At 71.1% G+C, this 15302-nt stretch carries 15 protein-coding genes; 13 read left to right on the top strand and 2 right to left on the bottom strand.

Features of this window, described 5'->3' with window-relative positions:
- The first annotated feature begins 19 nt into the window (after positions 1-19).
- From ABGB01_RS40965 to ABGB01_RS40935, 7 genes are all read left to right on the top strand, one after another.
- Positions 20-2932 (top strand): BTAD domain-containing putative transcriptional regulator, encoded by a 2913-nt coding sequence (locus tag ABGB01_RS40965; protein WP_347779295.1) that lies wholly within the window; start codon positions 20-22, stop codon positions 2930-2932.
- Between the two features lie 135 nt (positions 2933-3067).
- On the top strand, positions 3068-3562 hold the full coding sequence (locus ABGB01_RS40960) for a hypothetical protein (protein WP_347779293.1): 495 nt from the start codon (positions 3068-3070) through the stop codon (positions 3560-3562).
- Positions 3563-3790: 228 nt separating this feature from the next.
- Complete coding sequence (locus ABGB01_RS40955; RefSeq protein WP_347779292.1) at positions 3791-4081, top strand: hypothetical protein; 291 nt, start codon at positions 3791-3793, stop codon at positions 4079-4081.
- 3 nt (positions 4082-4084) lie between these two features.
- Positions 4085-8059 carry a toxin glutamine deamidase domain-containing protein gene (locus ABGB01_RS40950; protein WP_347779291.1) on the top strand — a complete coding sequence of 1325 codons (3975 nt, stop codon included), beginning with the start codon at positions 4085-4087 and terminating at the stop codon, positions 8057-8059.
- A gap of 32 nt (positions 8060-8091) precedes the next feature.
- Positions 8092-8337 (top strand): hypothetical protein, encoded by a 246-nt coding sequence (locus ABGB01_RS40945; protein WP_347779290.1) that lies wholly within the window; start codon positions 8092-8094, stop codon positions 8335-8337.
- Positions 8338-8352: 15 nt separating this feature from the next.
- Complete coding sequence (locus ABGB01_RS40940; RefSeq protein ID WP_347779288.1) at positions 8353-8607, top strand: hypothetical protein; 255 nt, start codon at positions 8353-8355, stop codon at positions 8605-8607.
- A gap of 68 nt (positions 8608-8675) precedes the next feature.
- A complete protein-coding gene (locus ABGB01_RS40935) occupies positions 8676-8852 on the top strand; it encodes a hypothetical protein (RefSeq protein WP_347779286.1) in 177 nt (58 codons plus the stop codon).
- A gap of 97 nt (positions 8853-8949) precedes the next feature.
- Here ABGB01_RS40935 and ABGB01_RS40930 read toward each other — a convergent pair whose 3' ends face one another.
- A complete protein-coding gene (locus tag ABGB01_RS40930) occupies positions 8950-9732 on the bottom strand; it encodes an SDR family oxidoreductase (RefSeq protein ID WP_347779284.1) in 783 nt (260 codons plus the stop codon).
- A 136-nt stretch (positions 9733-9868) separates the two neighbouring features.
- On the opposite strand from ABGB01_RS40930, the gene ABGB01_RS40925 reads away from it, so the two are divergent.
- The 6 genes from ABGB01_RS40925 to ABGB01_RS40900 all read left to right on the top strand — a co-directional run bounded on the left by ABGB01_RS40925 (position 9869) and on the right by ABGB01_RS40900 (position 13937).
- On the top strand, positions 9869-10222 hold the full coding sequence (locus ABGB01_RS40925) for a hypothetical protein (protein WP_347779283.1): 354 nt from the start codon (positions 9869-9871) through the stop codon (positions 10220-10222).
- A gap of 12 nt (positions 10223-10234) precedes the next feature.
- The gene (locus tag ABGB01_RS40920) at positions 10235-11632 is read left to right on the top strand and encodes a HAMP domain-containing sensor histidine kinase (protein WP_347779282.1); all 1398 of its coding nucleotides are present in this window, start codon (positions 10235-10237) and stop codon (positions 11630-11632) included.
- Complete coding sequence (locus tag ABGB01_RS40915; protein WP_347779280.1) at positions 11629-12291, top strand: response regulator transcription factor; 663 nt, start codon at positions 11629-11631, stop codon at positions 12289-12291. The genes ABGB01_RS40920 and ABGB01_RS40915 overlap by 4 nt, the downstream gene beginning before the upstream one ends.
- An 88-nt stretch (positions 12292-12379) precedes the next feature.
- A complete protein-coding gene (locus tag ABGB01_RS40910) occupies positions 12380-12925 on the top strand; it encodes a DUF4956 domain-containing protein (RefSeq protein WP_347617679.1) in 546 nt (181 codons plus the stop codon).
- On the top strand, positions 12922-13719 hold the full coding sequence (locus ABGB01_RS40905) for a polyphosphate polymerase domain-containing protein (protein WP_347779279.1): 798 nt from the start codon (positions 12922-12924) through the stop codon (positions 13717-13719). Before ABGB01_RS40910 ends, ABGB01_RS40905 begins: the two co-directional genes overlap by 4 nt.
- 59 nt (positions 13720-13778) lie before the next feature.
- Positions 13779-13937: a hypothetical protein gene (locus ABGB01_RS40900; protein ID WP_347779277.1), complete on the top strand. Its 159-nt coding sequence runs from the start codon at positions 13779-13781 to the stop codon at positions 13935-13937.
- A gap of 87 nt (positions 13938-14024) precedes the next feature.
- On the opposite strand, the gene ABGB01_RS40895 is transcribed toward ABGB01_RS40900, so the two are convergent.
- Positions 14025-15155: an MFS transporter gene (locus ABGB01_RS40895; protein ID WP_347779275.1), complete on the bottom strand. Its 1131-nt coding sequence runs from the start codon at positions 15153-15155 to the stop codon at positions 14025-14027.
- Between the last annotated feature and the right edge of the window lie 147 nt (positions 15156-15302).

Here is a 15302-nt window from a genome sequence, read left to right as displayed (position 1 = left end):
GCTGTGAAAGGTCTCGCACATGGCCGAATTGACCTTCAGCGTGCTCGGTCGGCTTGAGGTCACCGCCCCGGCACACACTGGTCCGATCGGTGCCGGTCCGGCCGGCGAAGGTTCAGCGGGAGACGGCCCCGGCAGCGTCGGTCCGGTCGACATCGGTCCGCGCAAGCAGCGCATGCTGCTCGGGTTGCTGCTCTGCTCGGCCAACCGGCCCGTCGCCCCGTCCCGGCTCCTCGACGCGCTGTGGTGGGGTGGCGCACCCCCTTCGTCCTCGAAGGTCAGCATCCGGCTCTACGTGCACAACCTGCGGCAGGCCTTCGGGCAGGAGCGGCTCACGTCGACCAGGCACGGCTACATGCTCGCCGTCCATCCGGGGGAGCTGGATTCGCAGCGCTTCGAGGAGCTCCTGGCGCGCGGCCGGCGAGCCATGGCGGAAGAGGACGTCGCCGGCGCGGCCTCGCTCCTGCGTGAAGGGCTCGATCTGTGGCGTGACCCGGCCTACGCCGGGCTGACGGACTGCCCGCCGCTCGGCGAGGAGTCGGCCAGGCTGGAGGAACTGCGGCTGGAGGCGCTCCACGAGCGGCTGGCCGCCGATCTCTCCCTCGGCCGCTGCGCCGACGTCATCCCCGAACTGCACGCGCTCGTCGCCGACCACCCCACGCGGGAGCGGTTCACGGCACAGCTCATGATCGCGCTCTACCGGGTCGGGCGGCAGGCGGAGGCGCTGCGTGCCTACCAGCGGACCCGGCATGCCCTCGTGGACGAGCTGGGACTCGAGCCGGGTCCGGAGCTGCGGGATCTGCATCAGGCCGTGCTGCGCGGCGACTCGGTTCCTGAGCGGGCCGAGCCGGGGGTCAGGGCGGTGAAGGCCGGCGATGCCGCCGTGCCGGCGGTGAAAGCGAGGAAGGCCACCGTGCCGGCCGAGCTCCCCGCCGACATGGACGCGTTCACCGGCCGGGCGGCTGAGGCAACGCGGCTGTGCGCGGCCCTCACGGACGACGGCCGCCGCTCCGCCGCCGTCTGCGCCATCGCCGGGTCGGGCGGCATCGGCAAGTCCGCCCTGGCCGTGCACGTCGCGCACCAGGTGGCGAACCACTACGGCGACGGCCGGCTCTACGTCGACTTACACGGCTCCACCCCGGGTGTCAAGGCACTCGAACCGGCCGAAGCGCTCAGCCGCATGCTGCGTTCTCTCGGTGTCGGCAGCTCCGCCATACCGGCCGACACCGACGAGGCGGCGGCGCGGCTGCGCACCCTCACCGAGCGCAAGCGGATCCTGCTGCTCCTCGACGACGCCGTCGACGCCGCCCAGGTGCGGCCGTTGCTGCCCGCCAGCCCGACCTGCGGGGTGTTGGTCACCAGCAGGAAGGTGCTCGTCACCCTGGACGGCGCCGTCCACGAGCGGCTCGACGTCCTGCCGGAAGACGACGCGCTCGCGCTGCTCGCCCGGCTTCTCGGCGCGGCCCGGGTGGCCGCGGAGCCCGACGCAGTGGCCGAGGTCGTACGCCTGTGCGGCTCCCTGCCCCTGGCCATTCGCATCGCCGCCGCCCGCCTGACCGGGCGTCCCGGCTGGAAGGTGCGGACCCTGGCCGACCGGCTCGCCGCCGAGGAGAACCGCCTGGCGGAGCTGGAGATCGACGACCGGGCGGTCCGTACGAGCTTCATGCCCAGCTACCGCGACCTCGACTACCTGGCGGCCCGCATGTTCCGGCTGGCGAGCCTGCTGGACACCGCCGACGTGGGGGTGGATGCTGCCGCCGCCCTCGCCGGCGTGCCGGTCGGGCGCGCCGGATCCCTGCTCGACCGGCTCGCCGACGCCCAGCTGGCCGAGACGCGCGGCCCCGGCCGGTACGGCATGCACGACCTGCTCCGGTTGTTCGCCCGTGAGAGGGCCCAGGAGGACGAGACCGAGGAGGAGAGCCGGCAGGCCGTGGAACGGGTGCTGCTGTGGTATCTGGCCACCGCCCGCACGGCCACCAAGGTGGTCGCCGCCACGCGACGGACGCGGCTGCTCGACCTCGGCCCGGAGACGGACCAGCCCGGCGTGGCCCTGGAGCGCGCCGACGACGTCTACGCCTGGGTCGACGACGAGGCGCGCAATCTGCCCGCGATCGTCCGTCAGGCCGCCACCCCCGACCTGGCGGTGGGCCTGGCCGCCGCACTCTACGCGCCGCTCTACCTGCGCGGCCGCTGGAGGGAGCAGATCGTCATCGGGCGGCTCGCCGTAGAGGCCGCCGGCCGTACGGATGATGCCCGATATCACGCGGTGACTCACGGCGACCTGGGTGGAGCACTGACCCGGTTCGGCGACCTCGAAGAGGGAGTCGGTCATTTGCGGGCGGCGCTGGCGGCGTACCGGGAGATCGGCGACCTGCGGGAGGAGTCGAGCCAGCTCAACCTTCTCGGCGTCGCCTACAGCAAACTGCGCCGGTTCGACGAGTCCATCAGCTCGTTCCGCCAGGCCCTTGAACGCGACAGGAAACAGGGCAACCGGCCCATCGAGGGGATAACGCTCACCAACCTCGGCAACGCGTACCAGAAGGCAGGGCGGCTCGGCCACGCCGTCGAAGCGCACACCGAGTCGCTGGCCATCGCCGAAGAGGTGGGGAACGCGACCGGGGTGGCAGTGGCGCTGGGCCATCTCGCCGAGATCGACCGCATGTCGGGAGTGCCCGCGGCCGCCGTGAAGCGCTACCTGGCGGCCCTGGACGCAGACCGTACGGCGAACATGCTGGAGACGCCTCTCGAAGCCGAGCACTGGTGGGGGCTCGGCCAGGCCCACGACGACCTGGGGGACCGAGACCAGGCCAGGAAGTGCCGCAGCAGATGCGCCGCCATCCTCGACCGGCTCGACCTGATCAGCGCGGACGAACGGCGGATCATCGACACCAGCGACAACCCGGACACGCCGGAAGTGATCAGCAGGAACATGTAGGCGCGCAGGACGCCATTTTCCCGGTGTTCCAGCTTTGGCGAAGGGTCCTGTCCGTCCTGTCGCGTCGCTAATCTCCCTCGCATGACATACCCACGGTCTGAGAGGTCTCCGCGGCCGTCGGCTCGCTGGTATCTGGTGCCTGTCGGAGTTCTGGCCGTGGTCACGGCCGGCCTGTGGCTGCTCTGGTGGCTGCTGGAGGTGCCGCCGGATCCCGTCGCCGAGCTGCGGGCGGGGCAGGAGCAGACCGTACGGCTCGACCGCGAGGGCCTGGCGATCTTCCGGGAGCCGCCCAACTACGCGACCTTCTGCGAGGTGAAGGACTCCGCGGGCCGGGCGATCGAGCTCGACCACAGCCCGGGCCCGAGCACGACCGTCGGTGGCAAGGACTGGGTCGTCACCCTCACCTCCGACAATCCGGTGCCGCCGGGCACGTACACGATCACCTGCGGTGCCATCGACGACTCGGGGACGTTCGCGGTGGGGCCCGGCATGTTCCGGCTTCCTGACGCCGTCGAGGAGCGGATGGACGTCATCCCGCCCGTCATCATCCTCGGAGGTCTTCTCGTCGCGGCCACGTCCGCGACGGTGATCTTCATCCGCCGGCGGCGAAGCCGATCAAAGGCGGGATGAGCGGTCCGCTGGACGTGCTTCCGTCGAAGGTGCGGGCCATATTTCGACGTTTTTTGATGCATTCTGCTCTGCGGCGCAGCGACAGTACGATGGCCTGATGCCGCAATCCGAAACTGCGTTCACATTATTTCGCCGATAGTTGACCTGATATCCGGCCGCACATGTCACGTGACGCTGGATCGGCGCCATAACGCACCTAAGGAAAGGCGGAATGTGAACGTCAGGCGCATGGAAGTGCAGCCTGAAGGGCTGTCCGGCGACGCCGCGCGGCTGCACGCCCTGGCCGGGGAGCTCGACACGATCAGGTCGACGCTGGAGGGGGAGATCGCCGCCAACGAGGGCTGGGAGCGGAACGACGAGGCCGGCCGGCAACTCGCCGAATCGCTCGAGCCCAACAGCGACGTCGCGATGCACCTGTTCGGCCAGGTGGTCACGCAGCTGTCCGGAACCGCGGAGGAGGTCGTGGATACGGGTCGCCTCGCGGCGGAGACCGACGGCGGCATGGGGTCGAAGGCCTGATCCATGGAGTTCCCCGCCTGGGCCGAATGGGCGGCCGGATGGCTCGGCGGCTGCAAGTGGCCGGATGTCGACATCGAGGCCATGCGCCGCCTCGGCGACGCGTGGCTGCGCGCCGCGGACGACACGAAAGCGCTTCTTCCCGCTCTGGACGAGGCCCTCGGCCAGGTGATGTCGCACAACAAGGGCGACTCGTCCGAGGCGTTCTCAAGCCGCGCGACCGAGTTGCGCGAGTCGGCCGCCCGGCTCGAACAGCTCTGCCGGGCCATGGGCACGCAGTTCAAGGACGCCGCCACCGAGATCGAGTACGCCCAGATGATGATCCTCGCCACCCTGGCCGTGGTGGTCGTGTCGATCGTGCGGCTCGTGACCGCGCTCTGGGCCGGCGGGATCACCGCGGCTGCGGTCGCGGCCCGGCTGGCTCAGCAGCGCATGCGGATCACGCTCATCTACCGGCAACTGCTGCAGGCCATGCTGCGGTACGCCGCCGTCGACTTCGCGACGGGGGCCAGTCTGTCCGTGGCGGTTCAGGGCATACAGGCGTTCCAGGGCGACCGCGATCGGATCGATCTCGGCAAGGCCGCCATGGAGGGTTTCCAGGAGGCCATGGAGTCGGTGGTGCAGAGCCTCACCCAGGGCGCCCTGAACCGCAGGGGCGCGCCGGGCACGGCCGGCATCGCCGACGCCGGCCGAATGCTGCTGCTGCGATCCGCCGGCCACAGCGCGTTCAGCGGTGCCACCGGGGGCGCCGCGGCGGCCGCTGTCATGGGCTTCATCACGGGGCAGCCCGTCTCGCTCGAGGACATGGCCCGGGCGGGCGTCTCCCAATCCGTCATCGGCACCGCCACGGACATCCGCGAGCTGATCACCCCGTTCGACGCCGGCCCGACCCCCACCGCGCCGCCGGCTGGTTCTTCGGGGGCCGCCGGCTCCGCTCCCGGGTCCCTTCCCGGCCTTCCGGGGTCCGCCGGCCCCGCTTCCGGGCCTCCTCCCAGCCCTTCAGGGACCGCCGAACACCCTTCCGGACCTCCCGGGGTGGCGGGCCCCGCCGCCGCGCCCGTTTCCGGGCTTCCCGGAGTCGCGGGCCCTGCCGCCGCGCCCGTTTCCGGGGTCACCGGCCCCGCACCCGCAGCGGACCCGTCTCTCCCGCCCGCCGCACCTGCGGCCGCCACCCCCGACCCCACGCCGGTTCCGTCGGCCGGGTCCGCACCGGTCTCGTCCGATTCCGCGCCAACGTCGGTTACCTCCGCGCCGGTCTCGTCCGATCCCGCGCCGATCCCGGCCGGCTCCGCGTCGGTTCCGGTCGGCGCCGATGCCGCCACGCCTTCGTCCGCCCCGGCCCTTCCGGCGCCCGGCCTCGCGGGACACGAAGACGGCGGGCCGGCGCCCGGCGCACCTGCCCGCGAACCGCAGGGTTCCAGCGCGGGCGTGGCCCAGCCTGCGCCTGCCTCGGCGTCCGGTCCTGCCGCGCAGGAATCGTCGCCGCCCGACGTGGGTGCCCCGCCCCCTTCTCCCGCGACGACGGCCTCGGCTCAGACACAGGGAGCGTCGTCGCCCGCGACGACGGGAACGCCCCCGGCCGTCCACAACACTCCAGCCGGTCCCAGCTCGAACAGCGGTTCCGGATCCATCGACCAGGTGCCGCCCCTGGAGTCGCTTGCCAGGAGGCTGGACGGCTCACAGGCCGAAGCCGCACCGGCGTCGGGCCCTGTTTCGCCCGCGCGGCCGGGTTCACGCGCGGGGGAGGCAGTCCCGGCACCGGGTCCGAACGCCGTAGACGTCGAGGTGGTCGGCGGTGTGGTCGTGGATCTTGGGGGTTTGGACGCCGTGCCCGCCGAGCGCGTACGGGAAGCCGTGCACGACCTGGCGCGAGACTATCCCGCACAGTTCAGGACGCTGGAGGTCGTCGGCGTGCGGGACCCCGCCGGCCACTTCCCGTACGATCCGAACCTGCTCGCGTACCAGGACGGGGCGGGCGGCAGTTCCGGCCTGTACCTCAACGCGTCCGCCATCAACGAGCACGTCAGGACGTCCGGTCCGTCGCTGGAGGAGGAGACGGGGTGGACGGTGCCGGGAGGCGGGTCGCCGGGGGGAATCGTCCATCACGAATTCGGCGAGCACCTGGCGGAGCGGATCCTGGAGGACGCGGCCATGCGTGCGGAGCTGAACCGGGTCGTCTCCCAGGTTCTCGGCCGGCCGTACGACATCGCGGGGACACACGATCAGGCGCTGGTCGCCGCGGTCGAGCACGGGCTGTCCACGTACGGCGCGACCACCCCGCGCGACATGATCGCCGAAGCCTTCACCGAATACCGTGCCATGGACAGGCCACGGCCACTCGCCGATGCCGTGGGCCGGTTCATCGACCGGCACTTCTCCGGCGAGAGCGGCGCCGGACCGGTCGTCGCGCGGAGCATGGACGCCCCGGCCGTCGCGGCGCCCGAGATGGTCCACGCCCGCCGCCGCAGCGAGTCAGGCGCGGGCGGCCGCGACATCAAAGGGCTGCGGCGGCTGGACGAACGGCTGCACGAGGCCCAGCAGGATTTACGGCGCAACGACTCGGCCGAGCAGCGTGCGGCCCGGCTGGTACACAAGTTGGAGAGGGGACGCGGCCCGGAGCAGATCGCGGCCCTGGTCGACGCGGTGCGCCCGCGGTCGGAGTGGATGCGCTTCCTGCTGGACAGCGCCGCCAAGCGGGCAGCGTCACGGGGTGCCGGTCGCGGCGGTTCCACGTCGCCCGCGCAGCCCTCCGCGGCCGGGGGGCACAGGCCGCCTGCGAAGCCCTCGGCGGCGGGAGGGCACAGGCGTGTCGTCGTGCCGGACGAGCCGTCCGACTGGGGTGAGACCTACGAATCGCCGGCCGAACGGAACCGCTGGCATGCCCTGATGGACGAGGCGAACCGGCTCGCGGACGCCTATGACCGGTCGAACGATGACGAGGAGGTCGCGGAGATCCTCGAGACTGCGGCGCGGTTCGCGCAGGCGCACAACCTCGCCGGTGCCGACAGGACGAACTGGTACAAGTTCAAGGGAGCCGCCGAGCTGGACGACTGGGTGGCCTTCAAGGAGCACGACGACATCACCACGGGGATCGGCTTCATCGGCGACGTGCTGCTGGCGGACTTCGGCCTCACCATGGACCAGCTCCTCGGCGTGGGAGGAGCACGGGGCGGCGCGGAGAAGCGGGGCACGCCCTGGGCAGACGAGACACCCACGCCTCCGCACGGCGGCCGGCCTGTCTTCGTCGACGACACGCCCACGCCTCCGCACGGTATCCGGCCCGTCTTCGCCGACGACACGCCCACGCCTCCGCGAGGCTTCCCCGCCGTGCAGCCGGGCAACGTCCGCCCGCCCGCAAGGCCCGCGGGCAACGCGCCGAACAACGTCATCCGGCCGATGGACCCGCGGACGCCGGGCCAGGCGCCGCTCATGCATCTGCGCCCCATGGGGACGGAGCACCTGCACCATTACGAGGCACTGCGGCCCGATCACGCCCAGGACATGCGCGCGGGCTATGAAGTGGTCAAACACCTCCTCCACCGCATGGGACGCCAGCCCTCCACCATGGACGACCTGCGAAGGATCCTCCCGCACATCAACCCCACCAACTGGCAGACCAACTGCCCCGAGACCTCCCTCGCGGTCGACGAAATCCTGAGCGGACGCCCGGCGGTCGCCGGACCGTGTGTCGGAGCAGAGCACGCCCAGTCGGAAAGGACCTTCTCGGCCCGTGCCACGGAACGGCACATGGGGCTGCGCAGCTTCTGGGACATCGACGCACTCGTCCGGATGGCCGGCCCTGGAGCGCGCGGCATCGTCGTCGCGCGTCCCAACGGGGCTCCCGACGCCACCGGACACGTGTACAACGTCATGAATCTGAACGGGGAGGTCATCTATATCGATGCGCAGCTACGACATATCGGTCCGACCCACAGCGCCAACACAGATTTCACCCTGTTCCACTTCTTCCGTACGGGGTGAGGGGGACGTACGCCGAGGGAGGACGAGGAGACATGAGGCGCCGGCCCAGCATCTGTGACGCGTGCGCCAGGTTGCGGCAGCAGCCGGACGTCGGGCCCGCCGGGCGGTACACGCCCTTCTGTGAGGCGTTTCCCGACGGAATACCGGCCGAGATCTACACCGGCGGGTTCGACCACAGGCGTCCGTGGCCGGGCGACGGCGGGGTCAGGTTCGCGATGCGGGCAGGCGGGGAACGCGCCTTCCAGGCCTACCGTCGGGGCGCGGCGGCCTGGCCCTGACCCGGGGCGGCCGGTGTGCCGGCTGATGCCCAGGCTCTGCGCGATCTGCTGCTGGGTCAGGCCGTCGGCGACCCGCTCGCGGCGAGGTTCACGCTCGCACTGGCACTGTGCGGGCTCGGCTGGACACCGTGCACGATCCTGCTGGCCGTGGACGCGCCACCGGCCATGGCCGTGGCGAGCCTGTCGATGGCGGCGGTGGCGATCTGGGCCGGTGCTGCCCGTGCCCTGCCTCGCTCGCCGGCAGCGCGCACCGCGCTATCGCCGCGCTAACCGGCGGCGAGTGCCCCTGCCGATAATCGCCACAACCGTCAGTAGGCAGCGACAGAAGGAGGCAGGACGTGAGAGTGATCATCGACAGGGCTCTGGCGTTGGTACTTCCGGAGGAGAAGGCGGCGGCCGTGTGCGCGTACCAGTACAAGTGCTTCACGAACGGCTGGCACAGGAGGTTGTGCTGCTCCTCTTCCGCCGACAACTGCTCGCCCTGGCAGCGGCTCGGCCCCAGCTGCCCGGTCTAGCGAGAGGGCCTGCCACGGGCCGTACCGCCGGAGGCCATCGCCGCGGCGCCGATCCGGGGGCCGGCGACGCGGCGCGGTCCGCGGGCGGGCCGCTGTTTCAGGTCGTCAGCGAGTCGACGAAGCGGGACATGCCGGTGAGCCACCGGTCGGGGTCCTCGGCCTTGCGGCGGACGTACTCGGCCACTTCCGGATGCGGAAATATGTGGAACCGTTCCGCCGCAAGGCCCTCGATCACCGCGCCCGCCACGTCCTCCGCGTCCAGAACGGGCGCCGAGGCGCTGACGGCCCGGGCGGTCAGGTGGCCGTCCTCCAGACCCTGCTCCAGCATCGCCGTGCGCACCCCTTGCGGGCACAACACGCTGACCCCGATGCCCTGGGTGGCGTAGTGGATGGCCAGCCATTCGGCGAACGCGATCGCCGCCGCCTTCGTCACCGCGTAGGGCGCGTCGCCGGGGCAGCTGATCAGCCCGGCCGCCGAGCAGGTGTTGAGCAGATAGCCCCCGCCGCGGGCGATCATGGAGGGCACGGCGGCGCGGGCGGCGTAGACGTGGGCCAGCACGTTGACCGCGTAGAGGCGGTTCCAGTCCTGGTCGGAGGCGTCCAGGCCGTGGCCGTCGATGACGCCGGCGTTGGAGCAGAACAGGTCGACGGGGCCGAACGGGGTGTCGACGAGCGCGGCGACCTCCTGCTCCGACGACACGTCCACGCGTACGGCGGCCGCCCGGTCGCCGATCTCCTTGGCCACCGCGCTCGCCCCGGCGGCGTCGAGGTCGGCGACCACCACGCCCGCCGCCCCCTCAGCGGCGAACCTGCGGGCCATCGCCCTGCCGATCCCGCCGGCCGCGCCCGTGACGACGACGACCTTGCCCTCTACGCGCATCCGTGCTCCTCCTGAAGCTTGAGCCGATCGGCCGATAACAGAACAACATTCTACTGCCTTGGCGCGCGGCCCCAGATGAGAGTTCTCTCATCCACACCTCAGCGTGGTCTCCTCGAAGGGCGTCAGGCTCGACCCCATGAAACAGCGGGGAACCGTGATCCTTCTCGTCCTGGCGGCGGCCGTGGCGGGATTCATGTCGGTGGGGCTGGTGCAGGCGGCCGAGGAGCCCGACCTGGGCGGGCCCGTCGTCGTGACGCCCTCACCGGACGGGCACGACACGTACGATCCCCGGACGTCCGATCCCGGCCCGAGCGGCCAGAAGACCTCCGAGCCCGCCGTCTCCGGCTCGCCGTCCAAGAGCCCTGAGCCCCGCCACAGCGTTGGCCCCACACCGCGCACGACGAAGGCGGAGCCGGTCAGGCCACCCTCGCCGAGACCGGGCGGTGGCGATGACGACGATGATGGTGACGATGACGATGACGACGACTGACGGGGAGGTCGCATGCGGGTGAGCGCCCGTGCCCGGATCGTGGGCTGGATGCTCGCCGTCGTCGGTCTCGCCCTGTCAGTATCGATCTTCGCGACCTGGTCCGTCCTGCTCGCCCGGCTCGACAGCCGGATCAACCTCGAGATCAGCAACGAGGTGGACAAGCTGCGCGCCTACGTCGACCCGAAGACCGGCCACTCGTTCACCGCACTCGAAGACCTGCTCGACGGCTACCTGTCGGTCAACACGCCCGACCGGTGGGAGACCTTCTTCAGCATCGTCGACGGCGAGGCCCACAAGGTCACCGCCATCCCGCCGCCCGTACGCATCGACACCGACGCCGAGCTGGTCGCCGACATGGCCGAGGCCACCGAGGCCGAGCGCGGCACGGTCGAGAGCGCGCAGGGCCCGGTCAAGTACGCCGTCATCCCGGTGCGCGTGCAGGGCGACCCCCGCCAGGGCCACTTCGTCGTGGCGATCTTCTACGAGCGGCACCGCGACGAGATCGTGGAGGCGGTGAGCACGCTCGGGTTGTCCGCTCTGGCCGCGATGGCGCTGTCGGGCGGCGCCGGCTGGCTCGTGGCCGGACGCGTGCTCGCCCCGGTCCGGCTGGTCAGGCAGACCGCGGAGCAGATCAGCGACTCCACCGACCTCACGCGCCGGCTCGACGTGCCCGGCAACGACGACGTGGCCGCGCTGGCCGCGACCTTCAACCACATGCTCGACCGGCTGGAGCGCACGTTCGTCGGGCAGCGGCGCTTCCTGGACGACGCCGGCCACGAGCTGCGCACCCCGATCACCGTCATCCGCGGCCACCTGGAGCTCATGGGCGACGACCCCGCCGACCGCGCCGAGACCATCGCCCTGGTCACCGACGAGCTCGACCGCATGAACCGCATCGTCGACGACCTGCTCACCCTCGCCAAGGCCGAGCAGCCGGGGTTCCTCACGGTCGACGACGTCGAGCTGGCCGACCTGACGGTCAGCGTGGTCGCCAAGGCCCGCGCGCTCGGCGAACGCCGGTGGCGGGTCGACGAGGTGGCCGAGGCGCGGCTCCCGGCCGACCGGCAGCGGCTCACGCAGGCGCTCATGCAGCTGGCGGCCAACGCCGTGCGCCACACCGCCGACGGCGACCTGGTCGCCGTCGGCTCCGCCGTCCGCGACCGGCAGGTGGAGCTGTGGGTACGCGACAGCGGCCCCGGCGTGCCGCCCGCCGATCGCGAACGCATCTTCGGGCGGTTCGTGCGCGGCACGGGCCGCACCGGCGGCCACGACGGGGCCGGCCTGGGGCTGGCCATCGTCCAATCCATCGCCGAAGCCCATGGGGGCGACGTCAAAGTGACGGAGGCTCCGGGCGGAGGAGCCCGCTTTGTCATGACCCTGCCGCTGCGGCAGGTATGGAGGCAGTGGTGAACCGCATCCTGATCGCCGAGGACGAGTCCAGGATCGCCTCCTTCGTCGAGAAGGGGCTGCGGGCCAACGGCTTCGTGACCGCCGTGGTCGGCGACGGGATCGCCGCGTACGACCTGGCCTGCGCGGGCGGGTTCGACCTGCTCATCCTCGACATCGGGCTGCCGCTGAGCGACGGGTTCACGGTGTTGCGGCGGTTGCGCGAGTCGCGGGTCACCATGCCCGTGATCATCCTGACCGCGCGCGACAGCGTGAGCGACACCGTGGCGGGGCTGGAGGGCGGCGCCGACGACTACATCGCCAAACCCTTCGCATTCGAGGAGCTCCTGGCCAGGGTGCGGCTGCGGTTGCGCGCGGAGCGCACGCCCGAGGTGACCGTGCTGCGGGTCTCGGACCTGTCGCTGGACCTGCGCACGCGGCGGGCGTACGTGGGGGACCGCGCGGTCGACCTGTCGGCCAGGGAGTTCGCGCTGGCGGAGATCTTCTGCCGCCATCCCGACCAGGTGCTGACCCGCGAGCAGCTGCTCAGCCACGTGTGGGGCTTCGACTTCGACCCTGGCTCCAACGTCGTGGACGTGTACGTACGCTATCTGCGCCGCAAGATCGGCGCCGAGCGCATCGAGACCGTCCGTGGCACCGGTTACCGGATGAGAGTCGCCTAATCATCACCTCACGGTTGCTTCACCCCCTACGTAGAGGCTGTTCATCAACGGCACTACAGAGGGAGAAAACGTGGCAACCGGGCTGGTGATGGACCTCGCGGCGATCGTCGCGCTGGCGTACGGGCTCTACTATCGGCGGCACCACCGGCGCGACCTGTTGTTCGCCTACGTCGCTCTCAACGTGGGCATCTTCGCCGTGGTGTCCCTGCTGCTCGTCCAGCGGGTCGACATCGCGGTCGGGTTCGGGCTGTTCGGGGTGTTGTCGATCATCCGGCTGCGGTCCAGCGAGATCACCCAGCAGGAGATCGCCTACTACTTCATCGCGATCGTGCTGGGGCTGGTCAACGGCCTGGCCGGGGCGTGGCCGCTGACCGCGCTGCTGCTGAACGGCGTGCTGCTGGCGATCATGTACATCGCCGATCATCCCCGGCTGCTCGGCCGCACCCGGCAGCAGGTCGTGACGCTGGACGTCGTCCACGCCGACCCCGACCTGCTCCGCGCGGACCTGGAGAGCCGGCTGCGCGCGAGGGTCCTGCACGTCGTGGTGACCCAGGTCGACTACGTACGCGACGTGACCGTGGCCGACGTGCGGTACGCCGTCACGTCGCCCGAGGCGATGGGGGTGCGGCGATGACGGACGCGGACGTGCTGCTCGCCGGGGTGGCCGCGGCCGCCAGGCCGGTCGGGCTGGCGGACGTGCCCGAGCTGATGAGCCGGGTCGACAACAAATATCTCGTGACGGGCGCGACCATGGCCAGGCTGGCGGGGGAACTGGGGGACCGGTTCTCCGTGCTGCGGATCGGCGGGCGACGGCAGTTCCGCTACACCTCCACCTACTTCGACACCCCCGACCTGCTCACCTTCCGCCAGCACCGGCAGGGGAGGCGGCGCAGGTTCAAGCTCCGTACCCGTACCTACCTGGACGGTGGCGGGCGGTGGCTGGAGCTCAAGCTCAGCGGCGCGCGCGGCAGCACCGACAAACACCGCATCCCGTACGACGGCGTGCCCGCGCACGTCCTCACCCAGGAGGCGCGCGACTTCGTGCACAACACGCTGGTCGGGGAGCTGCGCCTCACCCCGCCCGCCGTGCTCGGACCGGTGCTGTCCACCGACTACCGGCGCGTCACGCTCATCGACCAGGCGGGGGCGGCCCGGCTCACCTGCGACACAGGGCTGCTCTGCCACGACGGGCGCAGGCGCGTGCCCGCGCGGCGCGACCTGGTGCTGCTGGAGTCGAAGTCGGCCGACGGCAGGGCCCTGGTCGACAGGGTGCTGCGCGGGATGGGGGTGCGGCCGGTCAGCGTGAGCAAATACTGCATCGGGATGGCGGCGACGCGGAACCTGCCGGGCGGCAACCGCTGGCGCCCGGTGGCGCGGCGCTATCTCGAACCCCAGGAGGACCTTTCCGGTCTGAGCCGGGTGGCATAGTTCGACCGTAAACTGATCACGACCCACGTCAGGAACGGCGGGACGGAGCCGGCGCGACCGTGGTCTTGCCCGAGCCGGAGTTGCCGCGCAGCACGATCAGCCGGGTTGGAGCCGACGAAGTGCATCCGATGCTCGACGGAACGTCGCTCAACTGGTCGGACACGGCGTCGAAGGTAGCACCCCTCAACCTCCTGAGCGGCCAGTTCAAGCAGGAGTGATGTGAACGTACTCGCATCTGGGACCTGTATCGATGTCCGAAGTCGATGCGCGGTGAACGTGATCGCCGCAGATCGGCGAGACGGGTGTCATCGAAGGCTGTCGTTTCGGCGTGCACTCCACACCGCCAGCCCGGCCCCCAGGATGAGAACGCCGGCGAGCCAGAGGATGCCCTGGAGCGGCAGGGCATCGACGATCGTGCCGCCGGCCAGCGCGCCGAGACCGATCGAGAGGTTGAACACCGCCACCCACAGAGCGGAGGCTTCCTCGACCGCTTGCGGCGCGGACCTGATCATCCACGTTTGGAGACTCGTGGAGACCCCGCCGTACACCAGGCCCCAGACGACGAGCAGCGCCACCCCACCCGCCGCGGTGAGCCCTGCTATCGGGTAGAGCAGCACGGTCACCCCCAAGGCGGCGGCGATGGTGAGGACCGTCCGATGGAGCCTGTTCGCCACGGCGGCACCCGCGATGAAGTTCCCTGCGACGCCCGCCAGGCCGAATCCGAACAGCAGAGGCCCGACGAGTTGCTCGTCGATGCCGGACAACTGCTGCAGCACCGGGCTGATGAACGTGTAGGCCGCGAAGTGGCCGGTCACGATCAGGAAGGTCGCCAGGATGCCGACCCGGACGCCCTGATTGCGGAACTGGTCGGCCAGCCGCCGCAGGCCGACGGGCTGAGCCGCCGTCAACGGTGGCAGCACGGCCAGCAGGGCGACCAGCACGACCAGGGCGAGCGCGCTCAGCGCGCCGAACGCGATCCGCCAACTCGCCAGCCCGCCGATCACCGTGCCGATGGGGACGCCGAAAACGTTCGCCGCCCCGACGCCGCCGAAGATGATCGCCGTGGCCCGCGGCACGAGCGGGGCGGGGACGAGCCGGACGGCCAGACCCCCGGCGATGGCCCAGAACCCGCCGATCGCCACCCCGACCAGCACCCGGGCGCTGATCAGGAGCGGATAGTCCGGGGCCAGGGCGGAGGCCACGTTGGCGAGGGTCATGAGTCCCATCAAGGCGACGAGCAGGAGCCGGCGATCCATCCTGCCGACGAGTACCGGGACCACCGGTGCCGCGATGGCGGCGACGATGCTGGGGACCGTGACCATCAAGCCGGCCGTCCCCTCAGAAACCGACAGCGCCGATCCGACGGGAGTGAGCAGCCCGATGGGGAGCTGCTCGGCCGTGACCAGGAGAAATGTGCCGAGGGCCACGGCGGACACCGCGATCCATGGATGCTTCGCTGACGTGTCTCGCCCGGTCGTCGTAGGGTCCGTTGCCGTCACGTCGTGTCTCCCTTCACTCATTCGGGAGCGATCGCTCCCATATGACGGCACACCCTAATACGGGAGCGCCCGCTCCACAACGTT

It is taken from the genome of Nonomuraea sp. B5E05, from assembly GCF_039880665.1.
In the GTDB taxonomy this organism is placed as follows: domain Bacteria; phylum Actinomycetota; class Actinomycetes; order Streptosporangiales; family Streptosporangiaceae; genus Nonomuraea.
This window is presented reverse-complemented; position numbering and strand designations above follow the sequence as displayed.

Excerpts from the sequence above, each read along its gene's own strand:
- ABGB01_RS40920 (WP_347779282.1), top strand. The coding sequence starts at position 10,235 with ATGCGGGTGAGCGCCCGTGCCCGGATCGTGGGCTGGATGCTCGCCGTC.
- ABGB01_RS40930 (WP_347779284.1), bottom strand. The coding sequence starts at position 9,732 with ATGCGCGTAGAGGGCAAGGTCGTCGTCGTCACGGGCGCGGCCGGCGGG.
- ABGB01_RS40905 (WP_347779279.1), top strand. The coding sequence starts at position 12,922 with ATGACGGACGCGGACGTGCTGCTCGCCGGGGTGGCCGCGGCCGCCAGG.
- ABGB01_RS40925 (WP_347779283.1), top strand. The coding sequence starts at position 9,869 with ATGAAACAGCGGGGAACCGTGATCCTTCTCGTCCTGGCGGCGGCCGTG.
- ABGB01_RS40955 (WP_347779292.1), top strand. The coding sequence starts at position 3,791 with ATGGAAGTGCAGCCTGAAGGGCTGTCCGGCGACGCCGCGCGGCTGCAC.
- ABGB01_RS40910 (WP_347617679.1), top strand. The coding sequence starts at position 12,380 with ATGGACCTCGCGGCGATCGTCGCGCTGGCGTACGGGCTCTACTATCGG.
- ABGB01_RS40950 (WP_347779291.1), top strand. The coding sequence starts at position 4,085 with ATGGAGTTCCCCGCCTGGGCCGAATGGGCGGCCGGATGGCTCGGCGGC.
- ABGB01_RS40945 (WP_347779290.1), top strand. The coding sequence starts at position 8,092 with ATGAGGCGCCGGCCCAGCATCTGTGACGCGTGCGCCAGGTTGCGGCAG.
- ABGB01_RS40965 (WP_347779295.1), top strand. The coding sequence starts at position 20 with ATGGCCGAATTGACCTTCAGCGTGCTCGGTCGGCTTGAGGTCACCGCC.